The following is a 21,557-nucleotide window of genomic DNA, read 5'->3' as shown; positions in this document are numbered from 1 at the left end:
CCCCGGTGGTTCGCCGCCGGCGTTCTCAATCGGCCGATCTGGTCCAGCCGTTCGCCTCGATCCGTGCCCCGTCAGCCGGCCGCGCCTCGTCGAACACCGTGCGCCCCGCCCTGTCGAGAAGCCGCAGCCCGTCCACGTACACGCCTCGACCCACGTACCGCGGGTCCGTGGTGTACCGCCAGCGCAGGAGCGTGTCCGTCCCGGGCAGCGGCGCGGACACGGTGTGCCAGACGCGTCCTGACCAGCCGCCGACCGTGCCCGTCGGGTGCTCGGTGCGGCCGTCGGTGGTGAAGGGCACCGACTGCCAGGTCGTGCCGCCGTCGGCCGAGGCCTCAAGGGCGACCGGGTCGGCACCCGGCTCGGTGTCCCACCACAGCGCGCACGCCAGGCGTGCGGAGCCCACCACATGAGGGAGCGTCAGGGTGGCGGTAGTGGCGCTCGCCATTCCGGAGAACCAGGAGGTACGGCCACGGGTGGGGCGGACGGGGACGGCGCGGGCCAGGTTGTTCGCCGCGGCGACCCGGGGTGCCGAGCCGGACCGCCAGGAGCGCACCGGGTGTACGGAGTTGCCGAGGACGATCAGGAAGGCGTCGGTCGTCGGGTCCAGGACGAGACTGGTGCCGGTGAACCCGGTGTGGCCGGCCGTGTGCGGGGTGGCCATCGCGCCCATGTACCAGTGCTGGTGGAGCTCGAAGCCGAGCCCGTGTTCATCGCCGGGGAAGGCGGTGTTGAAGTCGGTGAACATCAGCGCCACGGATTCGGGGGAGAGGATGCGGGCACGGCCGTACGCCCCGCCGTTGAGCAGGGTGCGGGCCAGGATCGCGAGGTCCCAGGCGCGCGAGAAGACTCCGGCGTGACCCGCGACCCCGCCGAGAGCGAAGGCGTTCTCGTCGTGGACCTCGCCCCACACCATGCCCCGGTCGAGCCCCGACCAGGGTCGCCGGGCGTCCTCGGTCGCCGCGATCTCCGGCCGCCACGAGAGCGGGGGGTTGAAACGAGTGCGGTGCATCCCCAGCGGAGCGCTGATCTCGTCGTGGAGCAGGGTGTCGAGACCGCGAGCGGTGATCTCCTCCAGGATCAGCTGGAGCGAGATCAGGTTCAGGTCGGAGTAGAGGTACGCGGAGCCCGGTGGGTTCGCCGGGACCTCGTTCCAGAGCAGCCGCAGCTTCCCCTCCCGCGTCGGCTCCCGGTACAGCGGGATCCAGGACCGGAACCCCGAGGTGTGCGTGAGCAGCTGACGGACCGTGATGTCCTGCTTCCCGCCGCCCCCGAACTCAGGGAGGTACGCGGTGACCTTCGCCTCCAGCTCCAGGGCGCCGCGCTCGATCTGCTGCACCGCCAGGATCGAGGTGAACAGCTTGGAGACGGACGCCAGGTCGAAGACCGTGTCCTCGGTCATCGGGAGCCGTTCCCCGGGCGGCAGCTCGACTCCCGTGTCCGTCTTCTCGTCGTACGCGGAGTACCGCACGGCGGAGCCGATCGGCCGGTGGAGGGCGACCGTTCCGCCGCGCCCGGCGAGCAGGACGGCTCCCGCGTACCAGGGGTGCGTGGGGGAGGGGGCGAGGAAGGCCTCGGCATCCGAGACCAGCCGGTCCAGGTGCTCGGAGAGCAGCCCGGCCCGCTCGGCCGACCCGCGCCGCAGCGTGGTCCGCCGCGCCGTCGCCGCAGCCCCGGAGCCCGCCCCGAGGGCGGCGCCGGGTCCCGTCCCCTCGGGGCCGGGGACTGCCGATGCCCCGGGCACAGCACCGATCATCACCGCGCCTCCCAGGGCCAGTACGCCGCCGCCGAACGCGCGCCGACTCAGAACTCCGTCTCGTGCCGCATCCTCCGTCATGCCCACCCTCTCCCACGAGGGGCCGCGGCGAAACGTCGACGTGCCGCCGCCGTACGAGCGATGTGCCGCGCCGCGCGACGGATGCGCAGCCGCCGTATCGACGTACGGAACGACGTACGGAACGACGTACGGAACGACGTACGGAACGACGTACGGAACGACGTACGGAACGACGCACGTACCCGCCGGCCGGTCACCGTCGATCGCGAGCCTCGTTACCAAGTCATGAGAAACGCCACTGACTTCGAGACCCTCTTCACGTCCCTCCTCACCGAGCTGGGCGATGTGCTCCCCCGGGACGCGGTCGACCTGATCGAGACCCAGGCGCGTATCGTGCACGCCGAGCGTCCCGACCTCGACATCCCCGAGGTCGTCCAGATCGCCCGCGACGTCCTGAAGGGCAACCGGCACGAAGCGCTGTTCACCCTGGCCCAGATGAAGGCCGAGCACGCCCAGGCGGTGGCCGAGGTGGCCGACAGCCAGGCCCACCTGGACTCGCTGGTGCGGATCGAGGAAGCCTTCCCCGAGCTGGAACGCCTCGAAGCCCGATTCCCGGGCCGGGCGACCGCCGCGCAGATGCTCGCCGACGCCGGACGCACCTGGGGCGACTTCGGCCTCACCGAGGCGGACGGCGGTCTGTTCCAGGAGCTCCTCGACGAGCACATCATCAGCTGAATCGGCCGGCAGTGGTGGAATCCACGGGGCCCTGCCGGGGCCCCGTGGCGCGTCAAGGTCAGAACGGCGCGCCGGCCGTCGTCGCCCTGGCCCCGGGGCGACGACGGCCAGGACGCGCATGGTTCGCTTCGTCTTCGTGGCAGACCCTTCACAGCCGGATGCGGGCTGGGGACGATGGGGTCGACTGTGGAGAGGAGGGACGCCGTGTCCCAGGAGGAACGTGACGCCAGACTGGGCCTTACGGGCTTGACCGGTGCGGAGCGAGAAGCTCGGATACGTCTGCTGACGGAGCAGATCGAGCGGGAGGTCGCTGCGGCGAGGGCCGCACTGCAGGCACAGCGGACAGCACGCCGCGCGCTACAGGACGCTGCGCCGGCCGTCGACGCCTCGGAGGAAGGATGAAGCGCGTCGGCAGGTGCCGTCCCGAAAGAATCTGACGCAGCATCAGAAAATCTCTTCCCTCCGTCGCGCCGCTGCGGCATCCTGCCGCCCATGAAGACGGAGCTGAGTCGCACACTGGGGATCGAGCACGCCATCTTCGGCTTCACGCCCTTCCCCGCGGTGGCCGCCGCACTCACCAGAGCCGGCGGATTCGGAGTCCTCGGCGCGGTCCGCTACACCGCGCCCGACGACCTCGCCCGCGACCTCGACTGGATGCAGGAGCACACCGACGGCCTGCCCTACGGACTCGACGTGGTGATGCCCGCCAAGAAGATCGAGGCCCCGGAAAATCAGACACTGAGCGAGGCGGACGTCGAGGCCATGATCCCCGAGGAGCACCGCGCGTTCGTCCGCGCGACCCTCGCCAAGCACGGCGTGCCCGAACTCGCCGAGGGCGAGGCCTCCGGGTGGCGCATCACCGGCTGGATGGAGCAGGTCGCCCGCGGCCAGCTCGACGTCGCCTTCGACTACCCGATCAAACTGCTCGCCAACGCCCTCGGCTCCCCGCCCCCGGACGTCGTCGCCCGCGCCCACCACCACGGGGTCCTCGTCGCCGCCCTGGCCGGCAGCGCCCGCCATGCCCGCCACCACGCCGACGCCGGCATCGACGTCGTCGTCGCCCAGGGGTACGAGGCCGGCGGCCACACCGGCGAGATCGCCTCCATGGTCCTCACGCCCGAGGTCGTCGAAGCGGTCTCCCCGCTCCCGGTGCTCGCCGCCGGAGGCATCGGCAGCGGAGAGCAGATCGCCGCCGGACTCGCCCTCGGCGCCCAGGGCGTCTGGCTCGGATCGATCTGGCTCACCACCACCGAGGCCGATCTCCACTCGCGCGCCCTGACCGCCAAGCTCCTCGCCGCCGGCTCCGGCGACACCGTCCGCTCCCGCGCCCTGACCGGCAAGCCCGCGCGCCAGCTCCGCACCGAGTGGACCGACGCCTGGGACGACCCGTCGGGCCCCGGCCCGCTCCCCATGCCGCTCCAGGGACTCCTGGTCGCCGAGGCCGTCTCCCGTATCCAGAAGTACGAGGTCGATCCGCTGCTCGGAACACCCGTCGGGCAGATCGTCGGCCGGATGAACTCCGAGCGCAGCGTCCAACAGGTCGTCGACGAGCTCACCAGGGGCTTCGAGAAGGCCGTCGACCGCATCAACCGCATCGCAGGACGGAGCGAACAGTGAGCCAGGGCACCGCGATCGGCCCCGCCGGCTTCTGGGCCCAGGCCGCCGCCGACCCCGGCCGTACGGTGCTCGTCGCCCCCGACGGCGAGGAGTGGACCGCCGGCCGGCTGCACACCGAGGCCAACCGGCTCGTCCACGGGCTGCGCGCCGCCGGACTCGAACGCGGAGACTCCTTCGCCGTCGTCCTGCCCAACGGCCCCGAGTTCTTCACCGCGCATCTCGCCGCCACCCAGGCCGGGTTCTACCTCGTCCCCGTCAACCACCACTTCGTCGGCCCCGAGATCGCCTGGATCGTCGCCGACTCCGGCGCCAAGGTCCTGCTGACCCACGAGCGGTTCGCCGAGGCGGCGACCCTCGCCGCCGACGAGGCCGGGCTCGCCCCCACCCACCGCTACGCCGTCGGCACGGTCCCCGGCTTCCGCCCGTACGCCGAACTCCTCGACGGGCAGGACGGCTCCGCGCCCGCCGACCGCACCCTCGGCTGGGTCATGAACTACACCTCGGGGACCACCGGACGGCCCCGGGGCATCCGCCGCCCGCTGCCCGGAAGGCTCCCCGAGGAGACCCCGCTCGGCGGCTTCCTCGGCATCTTCGGCATCCGGCCCGCCGACGGAAACGTCCACCTCGTCTGCTCGCCGCTCTACCACACCGCCGTCCTCCAGTTCGCCTCCGCCGCCCTCCACATCGGGCACCCGCTCGTCCTCATGGACCGGTGGACGCCGGAGGAGATGCTGCGGCTGATCGACCGGTACGCGTGCACCCACACGCACATGGTCCCCACCCAGTTCCACCGCCTGCTCTCCCTCCCCGAGGAGGTGCGCGAGCGGTACGACGTCTCCTCCATGCGCCACGCCATCCACGGCGCCGCGCCCTGCCCCGAGCACGTCAAGCGGGCGATGATCGACTGGTGGGGCCGGTGCGTCGAGGAGTACTACGCGGCCAGCGAGGGCGGCGGCGCCTTCGCCACCGCCGAGGAGTGGCTGAAGAAGCCCGGCACGGTGGGGCGGGCCTGGCCCATCAGCGAGCTCGCCGTCTTCGACGACGACGGGAAGCGCCTGCCGCCCGGCGAACTCGGCACCGTGTACCTGAAGATGAGCAGCGGCGGATTCCAGTACCACAAGGACGAGGCGAAGACGGCGAAGAACCGCATCGGCGACTTCTTCACCGTCGGCGACCTCGGCGTCCTCGACGCGGACGGCTATCTCTTCCTCCGCGACCGCAAGATCGACATGATCATCTCGGGCGGGGTCAACATCTACCCGGCCGAGATCGAGGCCGCGCTCCTCACCCACCCCGCCGTCGCGGACGCGGCCGCCTTCGGCATCCCGCACGCCGACTGGGGGGAGGAGGTCAAGGCGGTCGTCGAGGCGGCCGAGGGGTACGAGGCGGGGCCCGTGCTCGCCGACGAGATCCTGACCCACTGCGCGGACCGCCTCGCCGGCTTCAAGCGCCCCAAGTCGGTCGACTTCGTCACCACCATGCCCCGCGACCCCAACGGCAAGCTGTACAAGCGCCGCCTCCGCGACCCGTACTGGGAGGGCCACGAACGCCCGCTCTAGGGGTGCCTTGTCGATCAGGCCGGGCTCGCGGCTCCGGCCTGATCGACAAGGCACCCCCTGGCTATTCCGGTGCCAGCGCGGGGAGCAGCTGCGCCTCCTCGTAGGCGAAGTGCTCTTCGAGGCGCGACGCCAGTCGGTCCACCTCGGTCCGCAGGGTCGCCGGAGCGGCCCCGGAGGCGAGCAGGGCCTCCAGTTCCTCCACCGTGCGGGCGACCACCCGGTGCTCCTCGCGCATCCGGTCCAGGGCCTCCGCGAGCTCGGGGAACTGCCCCTCCAGGAGGTCGAAGACGCCGTCCTCGTTGTGGTGGTGGGCGTGCAGCGCGCCGCAGAAGGCCAGGCAGTGGCGGGCGAGCTGCCGGCCGAGCACCGGCTTCGGGGACCCCAGGCCCTCGCGGAGGGCGGCGAGTTCGGCGCGCAGCTCGTCGTGGACCTTGACCAGGTGGGCCGCGACGGCCCGGCGCCGGGCCGGATCCGTGAGGTCGACGCGGTGCAGGGCGACGACGGGGATGATCCGGTCCGTCCCCGCCTCGTAGGCGGAGAACGCCGGATCCCGCCGGCACTGCTCCGCGTACAACCGGTCCCGCTCCTCGCCCTCGATCACGACCGCCGTCGCCCTGAAGCGTTCGACGGCCCCCTCCGCCGTGCCGATCTCGACGCTCACGTGCGCGTCGGCGCGGAGGTTGTGGAACCAGGCCGGGTGCTTCGGCCCGCCGGCGTTCGAGGCGAAGACCAACAGTCGTGCCCCGTCGTGCACGTACACGGCCGGAGTGGTGTGCGGGCGGCCGCTGCGGGCGCCCGTCGTGGTGAGCAGCAGCAGGGAAGCCCCCGCGAACATCCCGCCCACGCGCCCGCCGTTGGCGCGGAACTCCTCGATGACCTGCTGGTTGAAAGCGGACATGGCAGTGCCCTCCGGTAGCATCGATCACGACAGATCTATTTGCTTTGAAAGCAAAGCTAAAAGGGAGGGTGCAGGGTGTCAAGCGCGCGCCAGGGGAGCGGGGCCGCCGACGGCCCGGACGTGGACGAGGCCGTCCGTACGCTGCTGCTGCTCATGCCCCGGATGGTCGGGCGGGTCAAGCGCATCAGGATCCCCGACGAGCTGCAGTCGCTCACGCTCGCGCCCCGCCACCTCTCCCTGCTCGCCTACCTCCTGTTCGACGGACCGCTGAGCGTCAACGAGCTCGCGGCCCGCCTGGAGGTCGCCCCCACCACGGTGAGCCTGATGGTCGGGGACCTGGCGAAGAAGGGTGTCCTGGAGCGGGTCGAGGACCCCGCGGATCGCAGGCGCAAGATCGTCTCGATCGCCGAGGGGCACCGCGCGGCCATCGACGGCTGGCTCGGTCGCAGCGCCGGCGCCTGGCGCGCGGCCCTCGCGCCGCTCGGTCCGGCCGAGCGGCGGATGTTCGTCGAGACCCTCGCCGCGTACGAGCGCGGCCTCACCGACCACGACGACTGAACGAAACGGGCGAAAGCCTCCTTTGTGGCAGGATGCGGATCATGAGTTCGAGTACGGCGTCAATGGCACGGCAGTGGACCACCTGGGGGCCGGTGGTGGCGGCGCTTGCGCTCGGCGTGGCCTGGGGGCGCGACCTCCCCGGCTTCGCCGTCGCGCTCATCGCGCTCTGCCTCTTCGCCGCCGTCCTCGCCGCTGTCCACCATGCGGAGGTCGTCGCCCACCGCGTCGGCGAACCCTACGGTTCGCTCGTGCTCGCCGTCGCCGTCACCGTCATCGAGGTCGGCCTCATCGTCTCCCTCATGGTGGGAGGCGGAGAGAAGACCTCGACCTACGCCCGCGACACGGTCTTCGCCGCCGTCATGATCACCTGCAACGGCATCGTCGGTCTCTCCCTCCTCGTCGGCGCACTCCGCAACCGCGTCGCGGTCTTCAACGCCGAGGGCTCCGGCGGCGCGCTCGCGACCGTCTGCACCCTCGCCACCATGACGCTGGTCCTGCCGACCTTCACCACGAGCCAGCCCGGCCCCGAGTTCTCCCCCGCCCAGCTCGCCTTCGCCGCCGTCGCCTCCCTCTGTCTGTACGGCGTGTTCGTCACCGTGCAGACGGTCCGGCACCGCGACTACTTCCTCCCCGTGCCACGGCCGGGACAGGATTCGGCGGACGAGCACGCCGACCCGCCGGGCAGGCCCGAGACCATGGCCAGCCTCGGCCTGCTCGTCGTCGCCCTCGTCGCGGTCGTCGGCAACGCCAAGCTGATCTCGCCGACCATCGAGGACGGCGTCCAGTCGGCGGGTCTGCCCAAGGCGGTCGTCGGTGTCGTCATCGCCCTGATGGTGCTGCTCCCCGAGACCCTCGCAGCCGTCCGCGCGGCCCGCCGGGACCGCATGCAGACCAGCCTCAACCTCGCCTACGGCTCCGCGATCGCCAGCATCGGTCTGACGATTCCGGCGATCGCGCTCGCCTCGATCTGGCTGTCCGGGCCCCTGGTGCTGGGCCTCGGCCCGCTCCATCTGGTCCTGCTCACCCTCACCGGTGTGGTGAGCGCGCTGACCGTGGTGCCCGGACGGGCCACACTCCTTCAGGGCGGCGTCCATCTCGTGATCTTCGCCGCCTTCGTGTTCCTCTCGTTCAGCCCCTGAGGGCTCCTTCAGCCCTTGACGGCTCGTTCAGCCCCTGACGACCACCACCCGCAGCGCCGGCGAGCGCAGGATGTCCTTCTCGCAGAACCGGGAGGTCACCCAGCGCTCGCCCGCGTACAGCCGGGTCTGGTCGCTGTAGTGCGGCGACGCCGGGTTCGAGGACTGGGAGTACGAGAGCAGGGTGCGGGCCACCGGGCACCGGCCCCCGTCCCAGCCCACCGCCTGTACGTGGCTGGTCCCGTGCGCGACCTCCACATAGCCGCCGCCCGCCGCGTTCCACACAGGCTCGGTCTTGTTCCAGACACCCAGCGACTCGGTCCCGCCGCTCACCGGGATCCGCTCCCCGTTCCGTACGACGAACTGGTGGGAGCCGAGCGGCGCGTCCAGCGGGATCCCCGCCGCCCGCAGCTCCGCCGCCGCGTCCCGCAGGGCCTTGGCGAAGCCCGGCACCGCCGTGTTCACCGTGTTCGGCGTACGGACCGGGTCGGCCGCCGAGAACGGCACCTTCCACTGCTCGGCCGACGGCACCGAACCGGTGAACTTCCGCCAGAACCGGTCGAAGAACAGCGCGCCCCGGCTCTCCGCGTTCACCGTCCGGTCCCAGGCCCCGATCACCCGGCAGGCCTCGGGATCGTCCGGCAGCGCCGCCGGGCAGGCAGCGGCCACGTCGGCCGCCGCCAGGTCACCGGCCGGGGCCCGGTTGGCGAACTGCTGGCGCTGGAGGTCGGCCACCGTGAGCCGCCCCCGGTCCGCCATCGCCGCCACGTCCTCGACACCGCCCCGGGTGCGCAGCGAGCGCTGGGTGGCGACGGTGCCGAAGACCCGCTCGTAGCCGGTGAGCGGCCGGTCGGCGTTGGTCAGCCAGGCGCTGTCGTTGGAGTTCTCGACGTACGCGGTGTCGTGCAGCACCGGCATCCGCGCCGGACCGAAGATCCCCGGCTGGACCGCGTCCGGGTCGGAGCCGGGCGCGCAGTCGGAGCGCGAGCCGTCGAGCACCGCGACACCCGAGGCCGGGTACGTGGCGCGGCCGAGCGGGGTGGAGCAGCGCTGGGCGAGCTCGTCGGTGATCCGGGGAAGCACCTGGGACTGACTGAAGTAGGAGTGCCCCGCCGAGTCGGCCGCGATCGTGTTGACCCACGGCAGGCCCTGGGTGCGCCGCAGGGTGTCGGCGACGTCCCGCGTCGAGCGTGCCTTGCCGAAGCCGAGCGCGGTGTCGGAGCCGCGCAGGTTGGTCGCGTTGGGGTCGTTGAGCGCGTACGCCGTCGTGGCCGTCCACGGCAGCGGGAGCTGTGCGCCGAGCCCGCCGACGACCGGGCCGTACCGGGTCCACCACTGGGTACGGGTGACGGGGGCGCCGTCCTTGACCGGCACGGTCACCGTGCGCGGGGTCATCCGCTCGGGCCGGCCGTCCACCAGGTAGGAGGTCGGGTCGCCCGGGGCGAGCGTCAACTGGTGCAGGTTGAGGGGGACTCCGGTGGCGACGGTGTGGCTCCAGGCCACCTTGTCGTTGAAGCCGATGTTCACGACCGTCGTGCCGAGGAGCGAGGCGCCCGAGACGTTCAGCTCGCCCGGGATGGTCTGCTGGGACTGCCAGAAGCGGCGACCGCCCTGCCAGGGGTAGTGCGGATTGCCCAGGAGCAGCCCGCGCCCGTTGGCCGTCGTGGCCCCGGAGAACGCGACGGCGTTGGAGCCCATGGTGGCGTTCTCGGCGGCGAACAGCGCACGGGCCGCCTCGGCGGCGCGCGCCGGATCGGGTGCGGTCCCCGCCGTTCCTGCCGGGGGAGCGGCGGGCGGCCGCACGGCGGTGATGCCGTCGACGGCCCGGCCCTGCCCACCGAGCACCGACACGGCGAAACCGCGCCGTGCGACGTCGAGCGCGCTCACCGGACGGACCCGGTCGGCCCCCGCGCAGGCGGGATCCGTGATCCGGTTCTTCCGCAACCAGGCGTTGTAGCCGGCCGCCCAGCCGCGCATCAGCTCCTTGAGGTCGCCGCTCGGCCCGGCCGGCGCGGGGGTCCGGAGCAGCTCCTCGACCGTCCCGGCGTCCTTCACGCCGCGGAAGTACAGATCGCTGGAGAGGTTGGTGGCGGCCGAGGACAGCGAGCCGTCCGGGGCGGCGTCCGGACCGAAGTGCCGGGAGCGTTCACCGTTCACGGTCAGGAAGCCGTCGGCGAGGACGCAGACCTGGTCGGCGGCCTGCGCCCAGCCCGTACCGAAGCCCAGGTTCGCGTAGTCCTTCGCCACGATGTGCGGGATGCCGTACTCGGTGTACCGGATGACGGCCGACAGGCCCCGGTCGGACGGCCGGTGGCCCCGGTCCCCGGAGTCGGCCGCCGCCGCGCCGGGCAGCGTGGCGGTGACGACGGCGAGCGCCGCGCCGGTGAGTGCCAGGTGCTTCAGGTGCTTCAGGCGTTTCAGGCGAGTGCGGAGGTGCAAGGTGCCTCCCAACGGATGGATGAGCACTGCGGGTTGGACCATGCACGCAGTTGGGTGGACCCTTGTCAACATCCCGTTCGGTATCCGAGGTCGGGGGGAGGTTCGGAGGATGTACGGCGCGCCGCACGGTACTTGACCTTCCGCCCGCCGCACGCCGAGGATCACGGCATGGAACGACTCCTCAGCCGCACCGTCGACGGCGTCCTGCGCATGAGCGCCCAGCGCGTCCCGGACCGCATCGCCGTCCGGTACGCCGACCGGACCTGGACGTACGCCGAGCTGGACGCGGCCGTCACCACCGCGGCCGCCGTCCTGCGGGAGCCGCACCACGGCCACGGCCTGCCCGACCAGGCCAGGGTCGCGACCTACGGCCACAACTCGGACGCCTACCTCATCGCGTTCCTGGCCTGCGCGCGGGCGGGCCTGATCCACGTGCCGGTCAACCACCACCTGACCGGCGACGACCTCGCGTACCTCCTGGAGCAGTCGGAGAGCTCGCTCGTCCTCGCCGACCCGGCCCTCGTGGACCGCGTCCCGGACGGCTTCGCCGTCAAGCCGCTCCGGGACGCGCCGGGTTCACTCCTCGACGCGGTCGCCGTACCGGAGGAGCACCTCACCGACCACGACGCCCGGGAGGTCGTCCAGCTGCTCTACACCTCGGGCACCACCGCCCTCCCCAAGGGCGCGATGATGACCCACCGCGCGCTCGTCCACGAGTACGCGAGCGCCATCGAGGCCCTCGACCTGCGCGAGGACGACCGGCCGGTGCACGCGCTGCCGCTGTACCACTCGGCGCAGATGCACGTCTTCCTGCTGCCCTACCTCGCCGTCGGCGCCGAGAACACGATCGTCGACGGACCCGACCCGGCCGTCCTCTTCGACCTGATCGAGGCGGGCCGCGCGGACAGCTTCTTCGCCCCGCCGACCGTCTGGATCGGGCTCGCCAACCATCCCGACTTCGCCGGCCGGGACCTCTCGACGCTGCGCAAGGCCTACTACGGGGCCTCGATCATGCCCGTACCGGTCCTCGAACGTCTGCGGGCACGCCTCCCCGGACTGCGCTTCTACAACTGCTTCGGCCAGTCGGAGATCGGCCCGCTCGCCACCGTCCTCGGACCCGACGAGCACGAGGGCCGGATGGACTCCTGCGGCCGCCCCGTCCGCCACGTCGAGGCCCGGGTCGTCGACGAGGACGGCGAGGACGTGCCCGACGGCACCCCCGGCGAGATCGTCTACCGCTCCCCGCAGCTCTGCGACGGCTACTGGCGCAAGCACGAGGAGACCAAGGCGGCCTTCCGGGGCGGCTGGTTCCACTCGGGCGACCTCGCCGTCCGCGATTCCGAGGGCTATCTCACCATCGTCGACCGGGTGAAGGACGTCATCAACTCCGGGGGAGTGCTCGTCGCCTCGCGCCAGGTCGAGGACGCCCTGTACACCCACCCGGGCGTCGCCGAGGTGGCCGTGATCGGCCTCCCCGACGAGCGCTGGATCGAGGCGGTCACGGCGGTGGTCGTCCCGCGCGGCGAGGTCACGGAGGGTGAACTCCTCGCGCACGCCCGGGAGAAGCTCGCGCACTTCAAGGCGCCGAAGCGGATCCACTTCACACCGGAACTGCCCCGCAACGCGAGCGGCAAGATCCTCAAGCGGGAGCTGCGGGACCGCTTCGGCGACTCCGGCGATTCCGGCGATTCCGGCGACTCCGGCAACTTCGGCAGTTCCGGCGGCTCCGGGAAGTCCTGAGGCGCGGGGAATCCCGGGGCGTCGCCGGCCTCGAACCCCGGGTCCCGTCAGACCCCCTGCCCCCGCAGGTCCACGATCCGCTTGATCTTGCCCACCGACCGCTCCAGCGTCTCGGGGTCGACCACCTCGACGCCGACCGAGACGCCGACCCCGTCCTTGACCGCCGCCGCGATCGCCCTGGCCGCCTCCGCGCGCTCCTCACCCGTCGCCCCCGCCCGGGCCTCGGCCCGTACCGTCAGGGCGTCGAGCCGTCCCTCCCGGGTCAGCCGGAGCTGGAAGTGCGGGGCCACGGCCGGGGTGCGGAGCAGGATCTCCTCGATCTGGGTGGGGAAGAGGTTCACCCCGCGCAGGATGATCATGTCGTCGCTGCGTCCCGTGACCTTCTCCATCCGCCGGAACACCCGCGCGGTCCCCGGCAGCAGCCGGGTCAGGTCACGCGTCCGGTAGCGGATCACCGGCATGGCCTCCTTCGTGAGCGAGGTGAAGACGAGCTCCCCCTCCTCGCCGTCCGGCAGCACCTCGCCCGTGAACGGGTCCACGATCTCCGGGTAGAAGTGGTCCTCCCAGATGTGCAGACCGTCCTTCGTCTCCACGCACTCCTGGGCCACGCCGGGGCCGATGACCTCCGACAGGCCGTATATGTCGACCGCGTCGATGGCGAACCGCTCCTCGATCTCCTTCCGCATCGCCTCCGTCCACGGCTCGGCGCCGAACACGCCCACCTTCAGCGAGGTCGACCGCGGGTCCACGCCCTGCCGCTCGAACTCGTCGAGCAGCGTGAGCATGTACGAGGGGGTCACCATGATGATCTCGGGGCGGAAGTCCTGGATGAGCTGCACCTGCCGGGCCGTCATGCCGCCCGAGGCCGGGATCACCGTGCACCCGAGGCGCTCCGCCCCGTAGTGCGCGCCGAGACCGCCGGTGAACAGGCCGTATCCGTACGCCACATGGACCTTGTGCCCCGGACGAGCCCCCGCGGCGCGCAGGGACCGGGCCACCACGTCCGCCCAGGTGTCCAGGTCCCGGTCGGTGTAGCCGACGACGGTCGGCCGGCCGGTGGTGCCGCTGGAGGCGTGGACGCGCCGGATCCGGGACTGGTCGACGGCGAACATGCCGAAGGGATAGTGATCGCGCAGGTCGGACTTGGCGGTGAAGGGGAAGCGGGTCAGGTCGGCGAGGGTGCGGCAGTCGTCGGGCGACAGTCCGGCCGCGTCGAAGGACTCCCGGTAGAAGGGCACGTTCTCGTACGCGTGCCGCAGGGTCGCGCGCAACCGCTCCAGCTGCAGTGCCGCCAGCTCCTCGCGCCCGAGCCGTTCGCCGCTGTCGAGCAGTCCCGTCAGATCCGGCATGTGCCGCTCCTTCACCCGTACCGTCGTCCACGCTGTCGTAAAACGGACTACCGATCATTCGGTAGATCCTTTCCGGGCCAGTAAAACCACCGAGGCCGGGGGGTTGGCAAGGGGTGGGACGCGTTCACTCCCACCGGGCAGGCGGTTCACCCCGGAATCACACCTTGGGGTGCTTTCGGGTGAGGTGGGGCGATCAGGGGGCACACCGGGGAAAAGTGAACGTCATGCCTGCCCTGTTCACGCTCGACACACACGTCCCCGGCACCACGGCGGGGGTGACCCCGTGACCACCACCGACACCGCCGACACCCCCCAGGTCCACTTCTGGGCGGTGCCCGACCTCACCGGCCTCGACTTCGACCCGCTGCTCGCCAGACTGCTGCACGAGGACCCCGTCACCCGGGTGCGGCTTCCCCACGGCGACGGCCACGCCTGGCTCGTCACCCGCTACGAGGACGTCAAGTTCGTCTCCGTCGACCCCCGCTTCAGCCGCCAGGCCGTGTGGGGACGCTCCGTCACCCGCGTCGCCCCGCACTTCGTCCCGTTGGAAGGGGCCGTCGGCTTCGCCGACCCGCCGGACCACACCCGGATGCGGCGCGTCGTCGCCCGCGCTTTCAGCGAGCGCGCCCTGCGCGCGCTGCGCGACCACGCCCAGGAGGTCATGGACCGGCTCCTGGACCGGGTCGAGGAGCACGGCGCCCCCGCCGACCTCATGGAGCTCGTCAACCGCCCCTTCCCGCTCGCCGTGGTCAGCGAACTCATGGGCGTACCCGAGGGCGACCAGCCGCTCATGGCCCGCTGGTCCGACACGATCCTCTCCGCCGGCGCCGGGCGGGAGGCCGGCGAGCAGGCCAAGGCCGAGCTGAGCCGGTACTTCACCGAACTCGTCGGCCGCAGCCACGGCACCGGCAAGGAGACCCTCGCCGCCGTCCTCGCCGACGCCGTCGACGAGGACGTCCTCACCGAGCACGAGGCCGTCGGGCTCGCCGTACTCATCCAGATCGGCGGTGCCCACGCCGTCCGCAACAACAGCGCCAACATGGTGTACGCGCTGCTCACCCACCCCGAGCACCTCGCCCGGCTGCGCGCCGAGCCCGAACTGGTCCCGCAGGCCGTCGACGAGCTCCTCCGCTACATCCCCCACCGCAACGCGGTCGGCCTCTCCCGGATCGCCCTGGAGGACGTCGAGGTCGGCGGCGTCACGATCCCGGCCGGGGAACCGGTCTACGTCTCCTACCTGACGGCCAACCGCGACCCGGCGGTCTTCCCCGAGCCCGAGCGGCTCGACTTCGACCGCGGATACAACCCGCACGTCGCCTTCGGCCACGGACCGCACTACTGCCCGGGCTCCGACCTGGCCCGCATCGAGTCGGAGATCCTCCTCGACTCCCTCTGGACCCGCTTCCCGAACCTGCGCCTCGCCGTCCCCGAGGAGCAGATCCGCTGGCAGCGCGGCGCCCTCATCCGGGGCCCCGAGACCCTGCCCGTCACCTGGTGAGAGGAGCGGGCGGCGAGGTCGACCACGCAGCCGCCGAGCGGCTCCGCCTCCGCTGCGACATCGAGCAGATCACCCCGCTCCGCCACGATGCGGGCCGCCACGAAGCGGGGGTGGCCCCGGCGGCACCACCCTCCTGACCTGGGTAATCCCGTTGCCGGGACCCGGACGCAGGTGCTGGAGTGACCCGCATGGACCAGACCCGCGTGGACCCCCGACACCTCCGTGACCTGTACGACCGTCAGCTGCGCCGGGACGCGCGCCCCGACGGGCCTGGGTGCCGTGTCGAGCGCGTCGGACCCGTCGTCCGGCAGACCGGACCGGCGCACGCCTGGAACGGCGTGCTCTGGTCCGACCTGGACGCCACCGGGGCCGACGCCGCCATCGCCGCGCAGATCGACCACTACCGCGCCGCCGGCCTGCCCTTCGAGTGGAAGCTGTACGGGCACGACGGCCCCGCCGACCTCGCGGACCGGCTCATCGCCGCGGGCTTCACCGCCGAGGACCCCGAGACCCTGATGGCCACCGAGGCGGCCGCGCTGCCCCGGGAGGTGCCGCTTCCCGAGGGCGTCGAGCTGCGTGCGGTCACCGACGAGGCCGGGGTCCGCCAGGTGGTCGAGGTCCACGAGCGGGCCTTCGGCACCGACAGCTCCCACATCGGCCGCCAGCTCCTGGACCGGCTCGCGGCCGACCCGGACACGGTCACCGCCGTCGTCGCCGTGGCGGCCGGCGAACCCGTCAGCGCGGCCCGCCTCGAACTCTGCCCGGGCACCGACTTCGCCGGACTCTGGGGCGGCGGCACCGTCGAGGGCTGGCGCGGCCGGGGCCTCTACCGGGCGCTGGTCGCGCACCGCGCCCACATCGCCGCGTCCCGCGGCCACCGCTACGTCCAGGTCGACGCGGCGGCCACGAGCCGCCCGATCCTCCAGCGCCTCGGCTTCCTGACCCTCTCCACCACGACCCCGTACACGTACGTCTAGTTCACGGAGACCGCCCCGTACGCGAGGGCGAGCACGGCCAGTACCACCAGGGCGATCAGGGCCGTGACGAGCAGGCACGAGACGACGCCGATCGCGGCCCATCCCCACCGGGTGGCTCGCTCGGCGGCCTGGACCGCCTCCCGGTAGGCGCTGTCGTCGTCCCCTCGGCGGTCACTCACCGCGTTTCTCGGCGTCGGTGCCGCGGCCGTCGCGGCCGTGGGCGGTCACCACGGCGAGGAGCAGGCCCGGGAACCGTGCGTCGAACTCCTCGCCGCGCAGGCTGTTCATGCGGGACGTGCCGGCGTAGTGCTGCCGGATGAGGCCGGCGTCGCGGAGTACGTGGAAGTGGTGGGTGGCCGTGGACTTGCTGACCGGGAGCGCGATCGCACCGCACGCCAGGTCCTCGCCCGCCGCGTACAGCTCGGCGACGATCTGCCGCCTGACCGGGTCGACCAGGGCCTCCAGGACCTGTTGCAGGTCGATCGCGCGGATGTCGGGGTGGGGCGGGACGCGGTCCCCGCCGGTGGCGCGTGGTGTGGGCATCGTCGTGTGGACCTCCGGGGGCATCGTACGACAGCGGTCAAAGTTTGATGGAGATGGAAGTTCGATGGTCGTAGAAGTTTGACAGGTGTCGAACCTTGCGCTTGGGTGAGGTGGACGGCGGAGCGGTTCGCGCGTCGCCGACCTCGTCAGGGCCGTCGCCCCCGGCGGCACGGTGCTGCTCTACGGAGCCGTGAGCGGGCTGCCGACCCCGTACCCCGGCTTCGACCTCGGCATGCCCGCCGTCGGCATCCGCACGTACACCATGCTGGAGACGGCACGGGATCCGGAGCGGCTGCGCCGGGCCAGGGCCTTCGTCCTCTCCGGGCTGAGCGCCGGGACGATCGGGCCGTACGTGGACCGGACCTTCGCGCTCGACGAGATCGTCGCGGCGCACCGGGCCATGGAGGCCGGTCACCAGGTCGGCAAGATCGTCGTGACCGTGCCCCACTGACCCGCGACCGTGGCCGGCGACGGGGCCGCCGGGGGGTCCGTCAGGACGTCCAGTGCGCGGGGCGCTCGAATCCCTCCGGAAGGCGGGTCGCCGCGTCCCCGCGCGCCGAGTTCAGCTGCGGCTGCGTGAGGAAGAGGGCACCGGTCAGATCCGCCCCCGACAGGTCGGCGTCCCGCAGGTCGACGCCGATGAGATCGGCGAGCGTCAGGTCGGCCCCCGTCAGATCGGCGGCGATCAGGAGCGCCCCGCGCAGGTCCGTCCCCCGCAGCTTCGCCCCGCGCAGCCGCTTGCCGATCAGGTCGGCCCCGCGACGGCTCTTCGGCTTGCCGCCGGCGGTCGCCCGGACGAGCTCGCTCGTCCGCAGGAGCAGTGGGTTCACCTCGGCCCGTACGGCCGCCACGTCGAGCTTCTCCAGCTCGTCCGGCGTACCTCCGGCCAGCTCCTCGACGCGCGCGAGCGCCGCCCGCAGCCGGTCGTGGAGCGGGCGGGCGGCCCGCAGCTCCAGGGCCTCGGCGAGGTAGCGCAGCAGCTCGTGCAGCTGGCGTACGACCGGGAACACCTCGTACATCCGGCGGGCCGTCTCCGGTGCCTCGCGCCAGGACACGCCGCCGAAGGTCACCTGGGAGACCCGCTGGCCGGCGCCGAAGCAGTCGTACACCGTGCAGCCCTGGAAACCGCTGCTCCGCAGCCGGGTGTGGATGCCGCAGCGGAAGTCCTCCTGGAGGTTGCGGCAGGGCTCACCGGACGACTTGTTCACGGCGAAGTCGGCCGACTTCGCGAAGGGGAGCGCCACACAGCACAGCCCGAAGCAGTTGGCACAGTCGCCGCGCAGCGCGGATTCCCGGATCTCGGGCACGGTGAAACGGTTCCTTCGCATGTCAGGGGGGCGGATCCGCCCACCGTATCGCGCCCTGGGCGAAACCCGTTGCGAAGATCATCAACGGCGTCCGATGATCACTGCATGCCGAAGTTCACGACGTACGACGGGACCGAACTCGCCTACCGGACGCAGGGGGAGGGGGAGCCGCTGGTCTGTCTGCCGGGCGGGCCCATGCGGAACGCCGACTACCTCGGCGACCTCGGCGGACTCGCCGCCCACCGCACCCTGATCCTGCTCGACGCCCGCGGTACCGGGGCGAGCGCCGAGCCGGCCGACCCCGGCACGTACCGGTGCGACCGTCAGGTCGGCGACGTCGAGGCCCTCCGTGCCCATCTCGGCCTGGAGCGGATGGACCTCCTCGGCCACTCGGCGTCCGGGGCCCTGGCGACCCTGTACGCCGCCGCCCACCCCGAGCGGATCCGCTCCCTGGTCCTCGTCACCGCCGCCGGACGGGCAGTCGGCGTCGACACCACCGACGAGGAGTGGGACAAGGCCGTCGAGGTCTTCGCCGAGCGGCCGTGGTACCCGGAGTCACGGGCCGCCCTCTCCACGATCGGGCCCGACACCCCGCTGCCCCGCCTCCTGGAGATCGTGTCGCCCTTCGCGTACGGCCGCTGGGACGCCGCCGCCCAGGAGCACGCGGCGGCCGCGGAACGCGAGATCCGCTGGGAGGCCGCCTCCGCCTACCACGGCGAGGGCGCCTACGACCCGGAGACGACCCGGCGCGCGCTCACCGGCCTCGCGGCCCCGGTCCTGATGCTGGCGGGGGAGTACGACGCCGGTCCCACCCCGGCCAAGGCGGCCGAGGCGGCGGCCTGCTTCCCGGACGCCGAACTCGTCGTCCAGGCGGGCGCCGGACACTACCCCTGGGTGGACGACGCGGAAGCCTTCGTCCGCTCCGTCGTCGCCTTCCTCGACCCGGAGGTGCGCACGGTCACCGTGGACGGCGTACGCCTCGCCTACCGGGTACGGGGCCCCGAGGGCGCCCCGCCCGTCGTCCTCGTCCACGGGCGCGGCGAGAACGGCACCGACTGGAACGGGATCGCCCGGGAGCTCGCCGCCGACCACCGGGTGTACGCACCCGACCTCCGCGGCCACGGACTGAGCGACCGCCCGGGCGGCCACGGACTGAGCGACGGCCACGGCGGCTACGGCTTCGAGGACTTCCGCGACGAACTCGGCGGCTTCCTGCGCGCCCTCGGCCTCGCCGGGGCCACCGTCGTCGCCCACTCGATGGGCGGCGGCGCCGCCTGCCTCCTCGCCCAGCGGGAACCCGGCCTGATCGGCCGTCTCGTCCTGGAGGAGCCGCCCGCCTTCCTTCCGCTCGACCCGCCGCGCCCGGTGGCCGAGCGCCCCGACGGCCCGCTCGCCTTCGACTGGGAGATCGTCACGACCACCGACGCCCAGCTGAACTCCCCCGACCCCGCCTGGCGCGAGGGCCTCGCCACGATCACGGCCCCCACGCTCGTACTCGCCGGCGGCCCGTCCAGCCACGTACCCCAGGAGCACCTGGAGCGGCTGGCCGGACGGATCCCCGGAGCCCGCCTCGTCACGATCGAGGCGGGGCACCTCGTCCACGCCTCCCGACCGGAGGAATTCCTCGCCGCACTGAGGGAGTTCGGGCTCCGGGCGAGTGACGGCGAGTGACGGCGAGTGACGGCGAATGAGGGTCAGTGAGGGTGACTTAGAGGGCGCGGGGAGCGTCAGGCGCGCTCCTCCGCGTCCGCGTCCACGGCGACCGAACGGGCCCAGCGGTAGTCCGCCTTGCCGCTCGGGGAGCGCTGGATCCGGTCGGTGAGGACCAGCTGGCGGGGGACCTTGTACCCCGCCAGGCGCGGCCGGCAGTGGTTCTGCACGGATTCCAGGTCCAGCGGCGGGGCGTCCGCCCGGAGCTGGACGACCGCGGCGACGTGGTTGCCCCAGCGGGCGTCGGGGACTCCGGCGACCAGTGCGTCGTACACGTCGGGGTGGGACTTCAGGGCCTGCTCCACCTCCTCCGGGTAGACCTTCTCGCCGCCCGTGTTGATGCACTGGGAGCCGCGCCCCAGGACGGTGACGACCCCCTGCTCGTCGACGGTCGCCATGTCGCCGAGGAGCACCCACCGCACGCCGTCCTTCTCGAAGAAGGTCTCGGCGGTCTTGGCCGGGTCGTTGTAGTAGCCGAGCGGGACGTGGCCGCGCTGGGCCAGGCGGCCGGTCTCGCCCCCCGTGACGGGCTCGTGGGTCGTCGGGTCGACCACCTGGGTGCGTTCGTTGACGTGGAGCCGGAAGCCCTTCGCGGGGCCGGAGTCCTCCGTGGCGCGGCCGTTGGAACCGGATTCCGTGGAGCCGAAGTTGTTGAGGAGCAGCACGTTCGGCATGAGCTCCTGGAGCTGGGCCCGCACCGTGTCGGACATGATCGCCCCGGACGAGGAGAGGCTGAAGAGCGCCGACAGGTCCGTGCCCCTGAGCGGTCCGCGCAGGGCGTCGACCAGCGGGCGCAGCATCGCGTCCCCCACCAGGGAGATGCTGGAGACCTTCTCCTTCTCCAGGGTGCGCAGGACCTCCTCCGGCACGTACTTGCGGTGCAGGACGACCCGCTGGCCGTAGTTGAAGGCGATGAACGCCGTGAGGGTCGAGGTGCCGTGCATCAGCGGCGGTGCGGGGAAGAACGTGATGCCGGCGCCGCCGGCCGCGACCCGCTCGGCCAGCTCCTCGGGGCGCTTCACGGGCTCGCCGGAGGGTTCGCCGCCGAACAGGCCCGCGAAGAACAGGTCCTCCTGGCGCCACAGGACGCCCTTCGGCATCCCGGTCGTGCCGCCGGTGTAGATGATGAAGAGGTCGTCCCCGGAGCGTGTGCCGAAGCCGCGCGCCGGGGAGCCGGCGGCCTCCGCCGCGGTGTACGGCACGCAGTCGAGCGCCGGCGCCCCCTCGGGCGGGGTCCCCACCCGCACGAGGTGCCGCAGCTTCTCCGTCTGCGGCAGCGCCGCCGCCACCCGGTCCGTGAACTCGGCGTCGAAGACGAGTGCGGCCAGGTCGGCGTCCCGGTAGAGGTAGACGAGCTCCTCCTCCACGTACCGGTAGTTCACGTTGACCGGCACGATCCTCGCCTTGAGACAGGCGAGGACGGTCTGCAGGTACTCGACGCCGTTGTACAGGTGGAGGCCGAGGTGTTCGCCGGGCCCGATGCCCGCGTCGATCAGGTGGTGGGCGATGCGGTTGGCGGCGGCGTCCAGCTCGGCGTAGGTGAGCCGGCGCTCCTCTCCCGTGCCCGGGTGATCGACGTACACCAGTGCCTCGCGGTCAGGGACCACGTCGACGACCGATTCGAACAGGTCGGCAAGGTTGTACTCCACCGTTCCTCCTGACCCCGGCTCGTGCTGACTCGTACGGGTGCGCACTGGCTCGGCGGTCATTAGAGCGC

18 protein-coding genes and 1 pseudogene are annotated in these 21,557 nt (G+C 72.3%); 11 read left to right on the top strand and 8 right to left on the bottom strand.

What is annotated here, in order from left to right; genetic code table 11:
• Positions 1 to 25: 25 nt before the first annotated feature.
• The gene (locus OG361_RS01965) at positions 26 to 1,834 is read right to left on the bottom strand and encodes a serine hydrolase (protein WP_405851518.1); all 1,809 of its coding nucleotides are present in this window, start codon (positions 1,832 to 1,834) and stop codon (positions 26 to 28) included.
• A gap of 225 nt (positions 1,835 to 2,059) precedes the next feature.
• Between OG361_RS01965 and OG361_RS01960 the strand changes: the two genes are divergently transcribed.
• From OG361_RS01960 to OG361_RS01950, 3 genes are all read left to right on the top strand, one after another.
• Entirely contained in the window at positions 2,060 to 2,509 is a 450-nt protein-coding gene (locus OG361_RS01960; RefSeq protein ID WP_405851517.1) for a hypothetical protein, read from the top strand.
• Between the two features lie 492 nt (positions 2,510 to 3,001).
• Positions 3,002 to 4,126, top strand: coding sequence for an NAD(P)H-dependent flavin oxidoreductase (locus OG361_RS01955; protein WP_405851515.1), 1,125 nt, complete (start codon positions 3,002 to 3,004; stop codon positions 4,124 to 4,126).
• Positions 4,123 to 5,685: an acyl-CoA synthetase gene (locus tag OG361_RS01950; RefSeq protein WP_405851514.1), complete on the top strand. Its 1,563-nt coding sequence runs from the start codon at positions 4,123 to 4,125 to the stop codon at positions 5,683 to 5,685. Before OG361_RS01955 ends, OG361_RS01950 begins: the two co-directional genes overlap by 4 nt.
• A gap of 61 nt (positions 5,686 to 5,746) precedes the next feature.
• On the opposite strand, the gene OG361_RS01945 is transcribed toward OG361_RS01950, so the two are convergent.
• Positions 5,747 to 6,583 (bottom strand): nitroreductase/quinone reductase family protein, encoded by an 837-nt coding sequence (locus OG361_RS01945; protein WP_405851513.1) that lies wholly within the window; start codon positions 6,581 to 6,583, stop codon positions 5,747 to 5,749.
• A 153-nt stretch (positions 6,584 to 6,736) separates the two neighbouring features.
• Here OG361_RS01945 and OG361_RS01940 point away from each other — a divergent pair, with 153 nt between their 5' ends.
• Together OG361_RS01940 and OG361_RS01935 are read left to right on the top strand one after the other, a co-directional pair.
• A complete protein-coding gene (locus tag OG361_RS01940) occupies positions 6,737 to 7,141 on the top strand; it encodes a MarR family winged helix-turn-helix transcriptional regulator (RefSeq protein WP_384559780.1) in 405 nt (134 codons plus the stop codon).
• A gap of 41 nt (positions 7,142 to 7,182) precedes the next feature.
• Positions 7,183 to 8,280 (top strand): calcium:proton antiporter, encoded by a 1,098-nt coding sequence (locus tag OG361_RS01935; protein ID WP_405851512.1) that lies wholly within the window; start codon positions 7,183 to 7,185, stop codon positions 8,278 to 8,280.
• A gap of 27 nt (positions 8,281 to 8,307) precedes the next feature.
• Here OG361_RS01935 and OG361_RS01930 read toward each other — a convergent pair whose 3' ends face one another.
• Positions 8,308 to 10,758 (bottom strand): penicillin acylase family protein, encoded by a 2,451-nt coding sequence (locus tag OG361_RS01930; protein ID WP_405851511.1) that lies wholly within the window; start codon positions 10,756 to 10,758, stop codon positions 8,308 to 8,310.
• A 126-nt stretch (positions 10,759 to 10,884) separates the two neighbouring features.
• Here OG361_RS01930 and OG361_RS01925 point away from each other — a divergent pair, with 126 nt between their 5' ends.
• Positions 10,885 to 12,456, top strand: a complete 1,572-nt coding sequence (locus OG361_RS01925; RefSeq protein ID WP_405851510.1) for a fatty acyl-CoA synthetase — start codon at positions 10,885 to 10,887, stop codon at positions 12,454 to 12,456.
• Positions 12,457 to 12,503: 47 nt separating this feature from the next.
• Here the strand turns inward: OG361_RS01925 and paaK are convergent, their stop codons facing one another.
• Positions 12,504 to 13,796: a phenylacetate--CoA ligase PaaK gene (gene paaK, locus OG361_RS01920; protein WP_405862009.1), complete on the bottom strand. Its 1,293-nt coding sequence runs from the start codon at positions 13,794 to 13,796 to the stop codon at positions 12,504 to 12,506.
• A 292-nt stretch (positions 13,797 to 14,088) separates the two neighbouring features.
• On the opposite strand from paaK, the gene OG361_RS01915 reads away from it, so the two are divergent.
• From OG361_RS01915 to OG361_RS01905, 3 genes are read left to right on the top strand one after another with little or no spacing between them, the layout of a single operon-like run.
• On the top strand, positions 14,089 to 15,303 hold the full coding sequence (locus OG361_RS01915; protein ID WP_405851509.1) for a cytochrome P450: 1,215 nt from the start codon (positions 14,089 to 14,091) through the stop codon (positions 15,301 to 15,303).
• Positions 15,300 to 15,440, top strand: a complete 141-nt coding sequence (locus tag OG361_RS01910; protein WP_405851508.1) for a hypothetical protein — start codon at positions 15,300 to 15,302, stop codon at positions 15,438 to 15,440. The genes OG361_RS01915 and OG361_RS01910 overlap by 4 nt, the downstream gene beginning before the upstream one ends.
• A 51-nt stretch (positions 15,441 to 15,491) precedes the next feature.
• Positions 15,492 to 16,280, top strand: a complete 789-nt coding sequence (locus OG361_RS01905; RefSeq protein ID WP_405851507.1) for a GNAT family N-acetyltransferase — start codon at positions 15,492 to 15,494, stop codon at positions 16,278 to 16,280.
• Here OG361_RS01905 and OG361_RS01900 read toward each other — a convergent pair.
• The gene (locus tag OG361_RS01900; protein WP_405851505.1) at positions 16,277 to 16,459 is read right to left on the bottom strand and encodes a hypothetical protein; all 183 of its coding nucleotides are present in this window, start codon (positions 16,457 to 16,459) and stop codon (positions 16,277 to 16,279) included. The genes OG361_RS01905 and OG361_RS01900 overlap by 4 nt on opposite strands.
• Positions 16,452 to 16,823: an ArsR/SmtB family transcription factor gene (locus OG361_RS01895; RefSeq protein ID WP_405851504.1), complete on the bottom strand. Its 372-nt coding sequence runs from the start codon at positions 16,821 to 16,823 to the stop codon at positions 16,452 to 16,454. The genes OG361_RS01900 and OG361_RS01895 overlap by 8 nt, the downstream gene beginning before the upstream one ends.
• Before the next feature lie 148 nt (positions 16,824 to 16,971).
• Between OG361_RS01895 and OG361_RS01890 the strand changes: the two are divergent.
• Positions 16,972 to 17,274, top strand: a pseudogene (locus tag OG361_RS01890) (zinc-binding dehydrogenase); the annotation flags it as partial.
• Between the two features lie 40 nt (positions 17,275 to 17,314).
• On the opposite strand, the gene OG361_RS01885 reads toward OG361_RS01890, so the two are convergent.
• Positions 17,315 to 18,151 (bottom strand): pentapeptide repeat-containing protein, encoded by an 837-nt coding sequence (locus OG361_RS01885; protein ID WP_405851503.1) that lies wholly within the window; start codon positions 18,149 to 18,151, stop codon positions 17,315 to 17,317.
• A gap of 84 nt (positions 18,152 to 18,235) precedes the next feature.
• On the opposite strand from OG361_RS01885, the gene OG361_RS01880 reads away from it, so the two are divergent.
• On the top strand, positions 18,236 to 19,801 hold the full coding sequence (locus OG361_RS01880) for an alpha/beta fold hydrolase (RefSeq protein WP_405851502.1): 1,566 nt from the start codon (positions 18,236 to 18,238) through the stop codon (positions 19,799 to 19,801).
• Between the two features lie 56 nt (positions 19,802 to 19,857).
• On the opposite strand, the gene OG361_RS01875 is transcribed toward OG361_RS01880, so the two are convergent.
• A complete protein-coding gene (locus OG361_RS01875; protein ID WP_405851500.1) occupies positions 19,858 to 21,489 on the bottom strand; it encodes an acyl-CoA synthetase in 1,632 nt (543 codons plus the stop codon).
• Positions 21,490 to 21,557: the final 68 nt, after the last annotated feature.

Origin of the sequence: Streptomyces sp. NBC_00090 (assembly GCF_045160815.1) — a bacterium.
GTDB lineage: Bacteria > Actinomycetota > Actinomycetes > Streptomycetales > Streptomycetaceae > Streptomyces.
Note: the sequence above shows the minus strand (reverse complement) of the source record. Positions and strands in the feature narration are given on the sequence as shown.

What these genes read in the sequence shown, in the direction of transcription:
- OG361_RS01930 (WP_405851511.1), bottom strand. Translation starts at nt 10,758, where the DNA reads ATGGTCCAACCCGCAGTGCTCATCCATCCGTTGGGAGGCACCTTGCAC.
- OG361_RS01925 (WP_405851510.1), top strand. Translation starts at nt 10,885, where the DNA reads ATGGAACGACTCCTCAGCCGCACCGTCGACGGCGTCCTGCGCATGAGC.
- OG361_RS01880 (WP_405851502.1), top strand. Translation starts at nt 18,236, where the DNA reads ATGCCGAAGTTCACGACGTACGACGGGACCGAACTCGCCTACCGGACG.
- OG361_RS01895 (WP_405851504.1), bottom strand. Translation starts at nt 16,823, where the DNA reads ATGCCCACACCACGCGCCACCGGCGGGGACCGCGTCCCGCCCCACCCC.
- OG361_RS01885 (WP_405851503.1), bottom strand. Translation starts at nt 18,151, where the DNA reads ATGCGAAGGAACCGTTTCACCGTGCCCGAGATCCGGGAATCCGCGCTG.
- OG361_RS01960 (WP_405851517.1), top strand. Translation starts at nt 2,060, where the DNA reads ATGAGAAACGCCACTGACTTCGAGACCCTCTTCACGTCCCTCCTCACC.
- OG361_RS01965 (WP_405851518.1), bottom strand. Translation starts at nt 1,834, where the DNA reads ATGACGGAGGATGCGGCACGAGACGGAGTTCTGAGTCGGCGCGCGTTC.
- OG361_RS01935 (WP_405851512.1), top strand. Translation starts at nt 7,183, where the DNA reads ATGAGTTCGAGTACGGCGTCAATGGCACGGCAGTGGACCACCTGGGGG.
- OG361_RS01905 (WP_405851507.1), top strand. Translation starts at nt 15,492, where the DNA reads ATGGACCAGACCCGCGTGGACCCCCGACACCTCCGTGACCTGTACGAC.
- OG361_RS01940 (WP_384559780.1), top strand. Translation starts at nt 6,737, where the DNA reads ATGCCCCGGATGGTCGGGCGGGTCAAGCGCATCAGGATCCCCGACGAG.
- OG361_RS01955 (WP_405851515.1), top strand. Translation starts at nt 3,002, where the DNA reads ATGAAGACGGAGCTGAGTCGCACACTGGGGATCGAGCACGCCATCTTC.
- OG361_RS01945 (WP_405851513.1), bottom strand. Translation starts at nt 6,583, where the DNA reads ATGTCCGCTTTCAACCAGCAGGTCATCGAGGAGTTCCGCGCCAACGGC.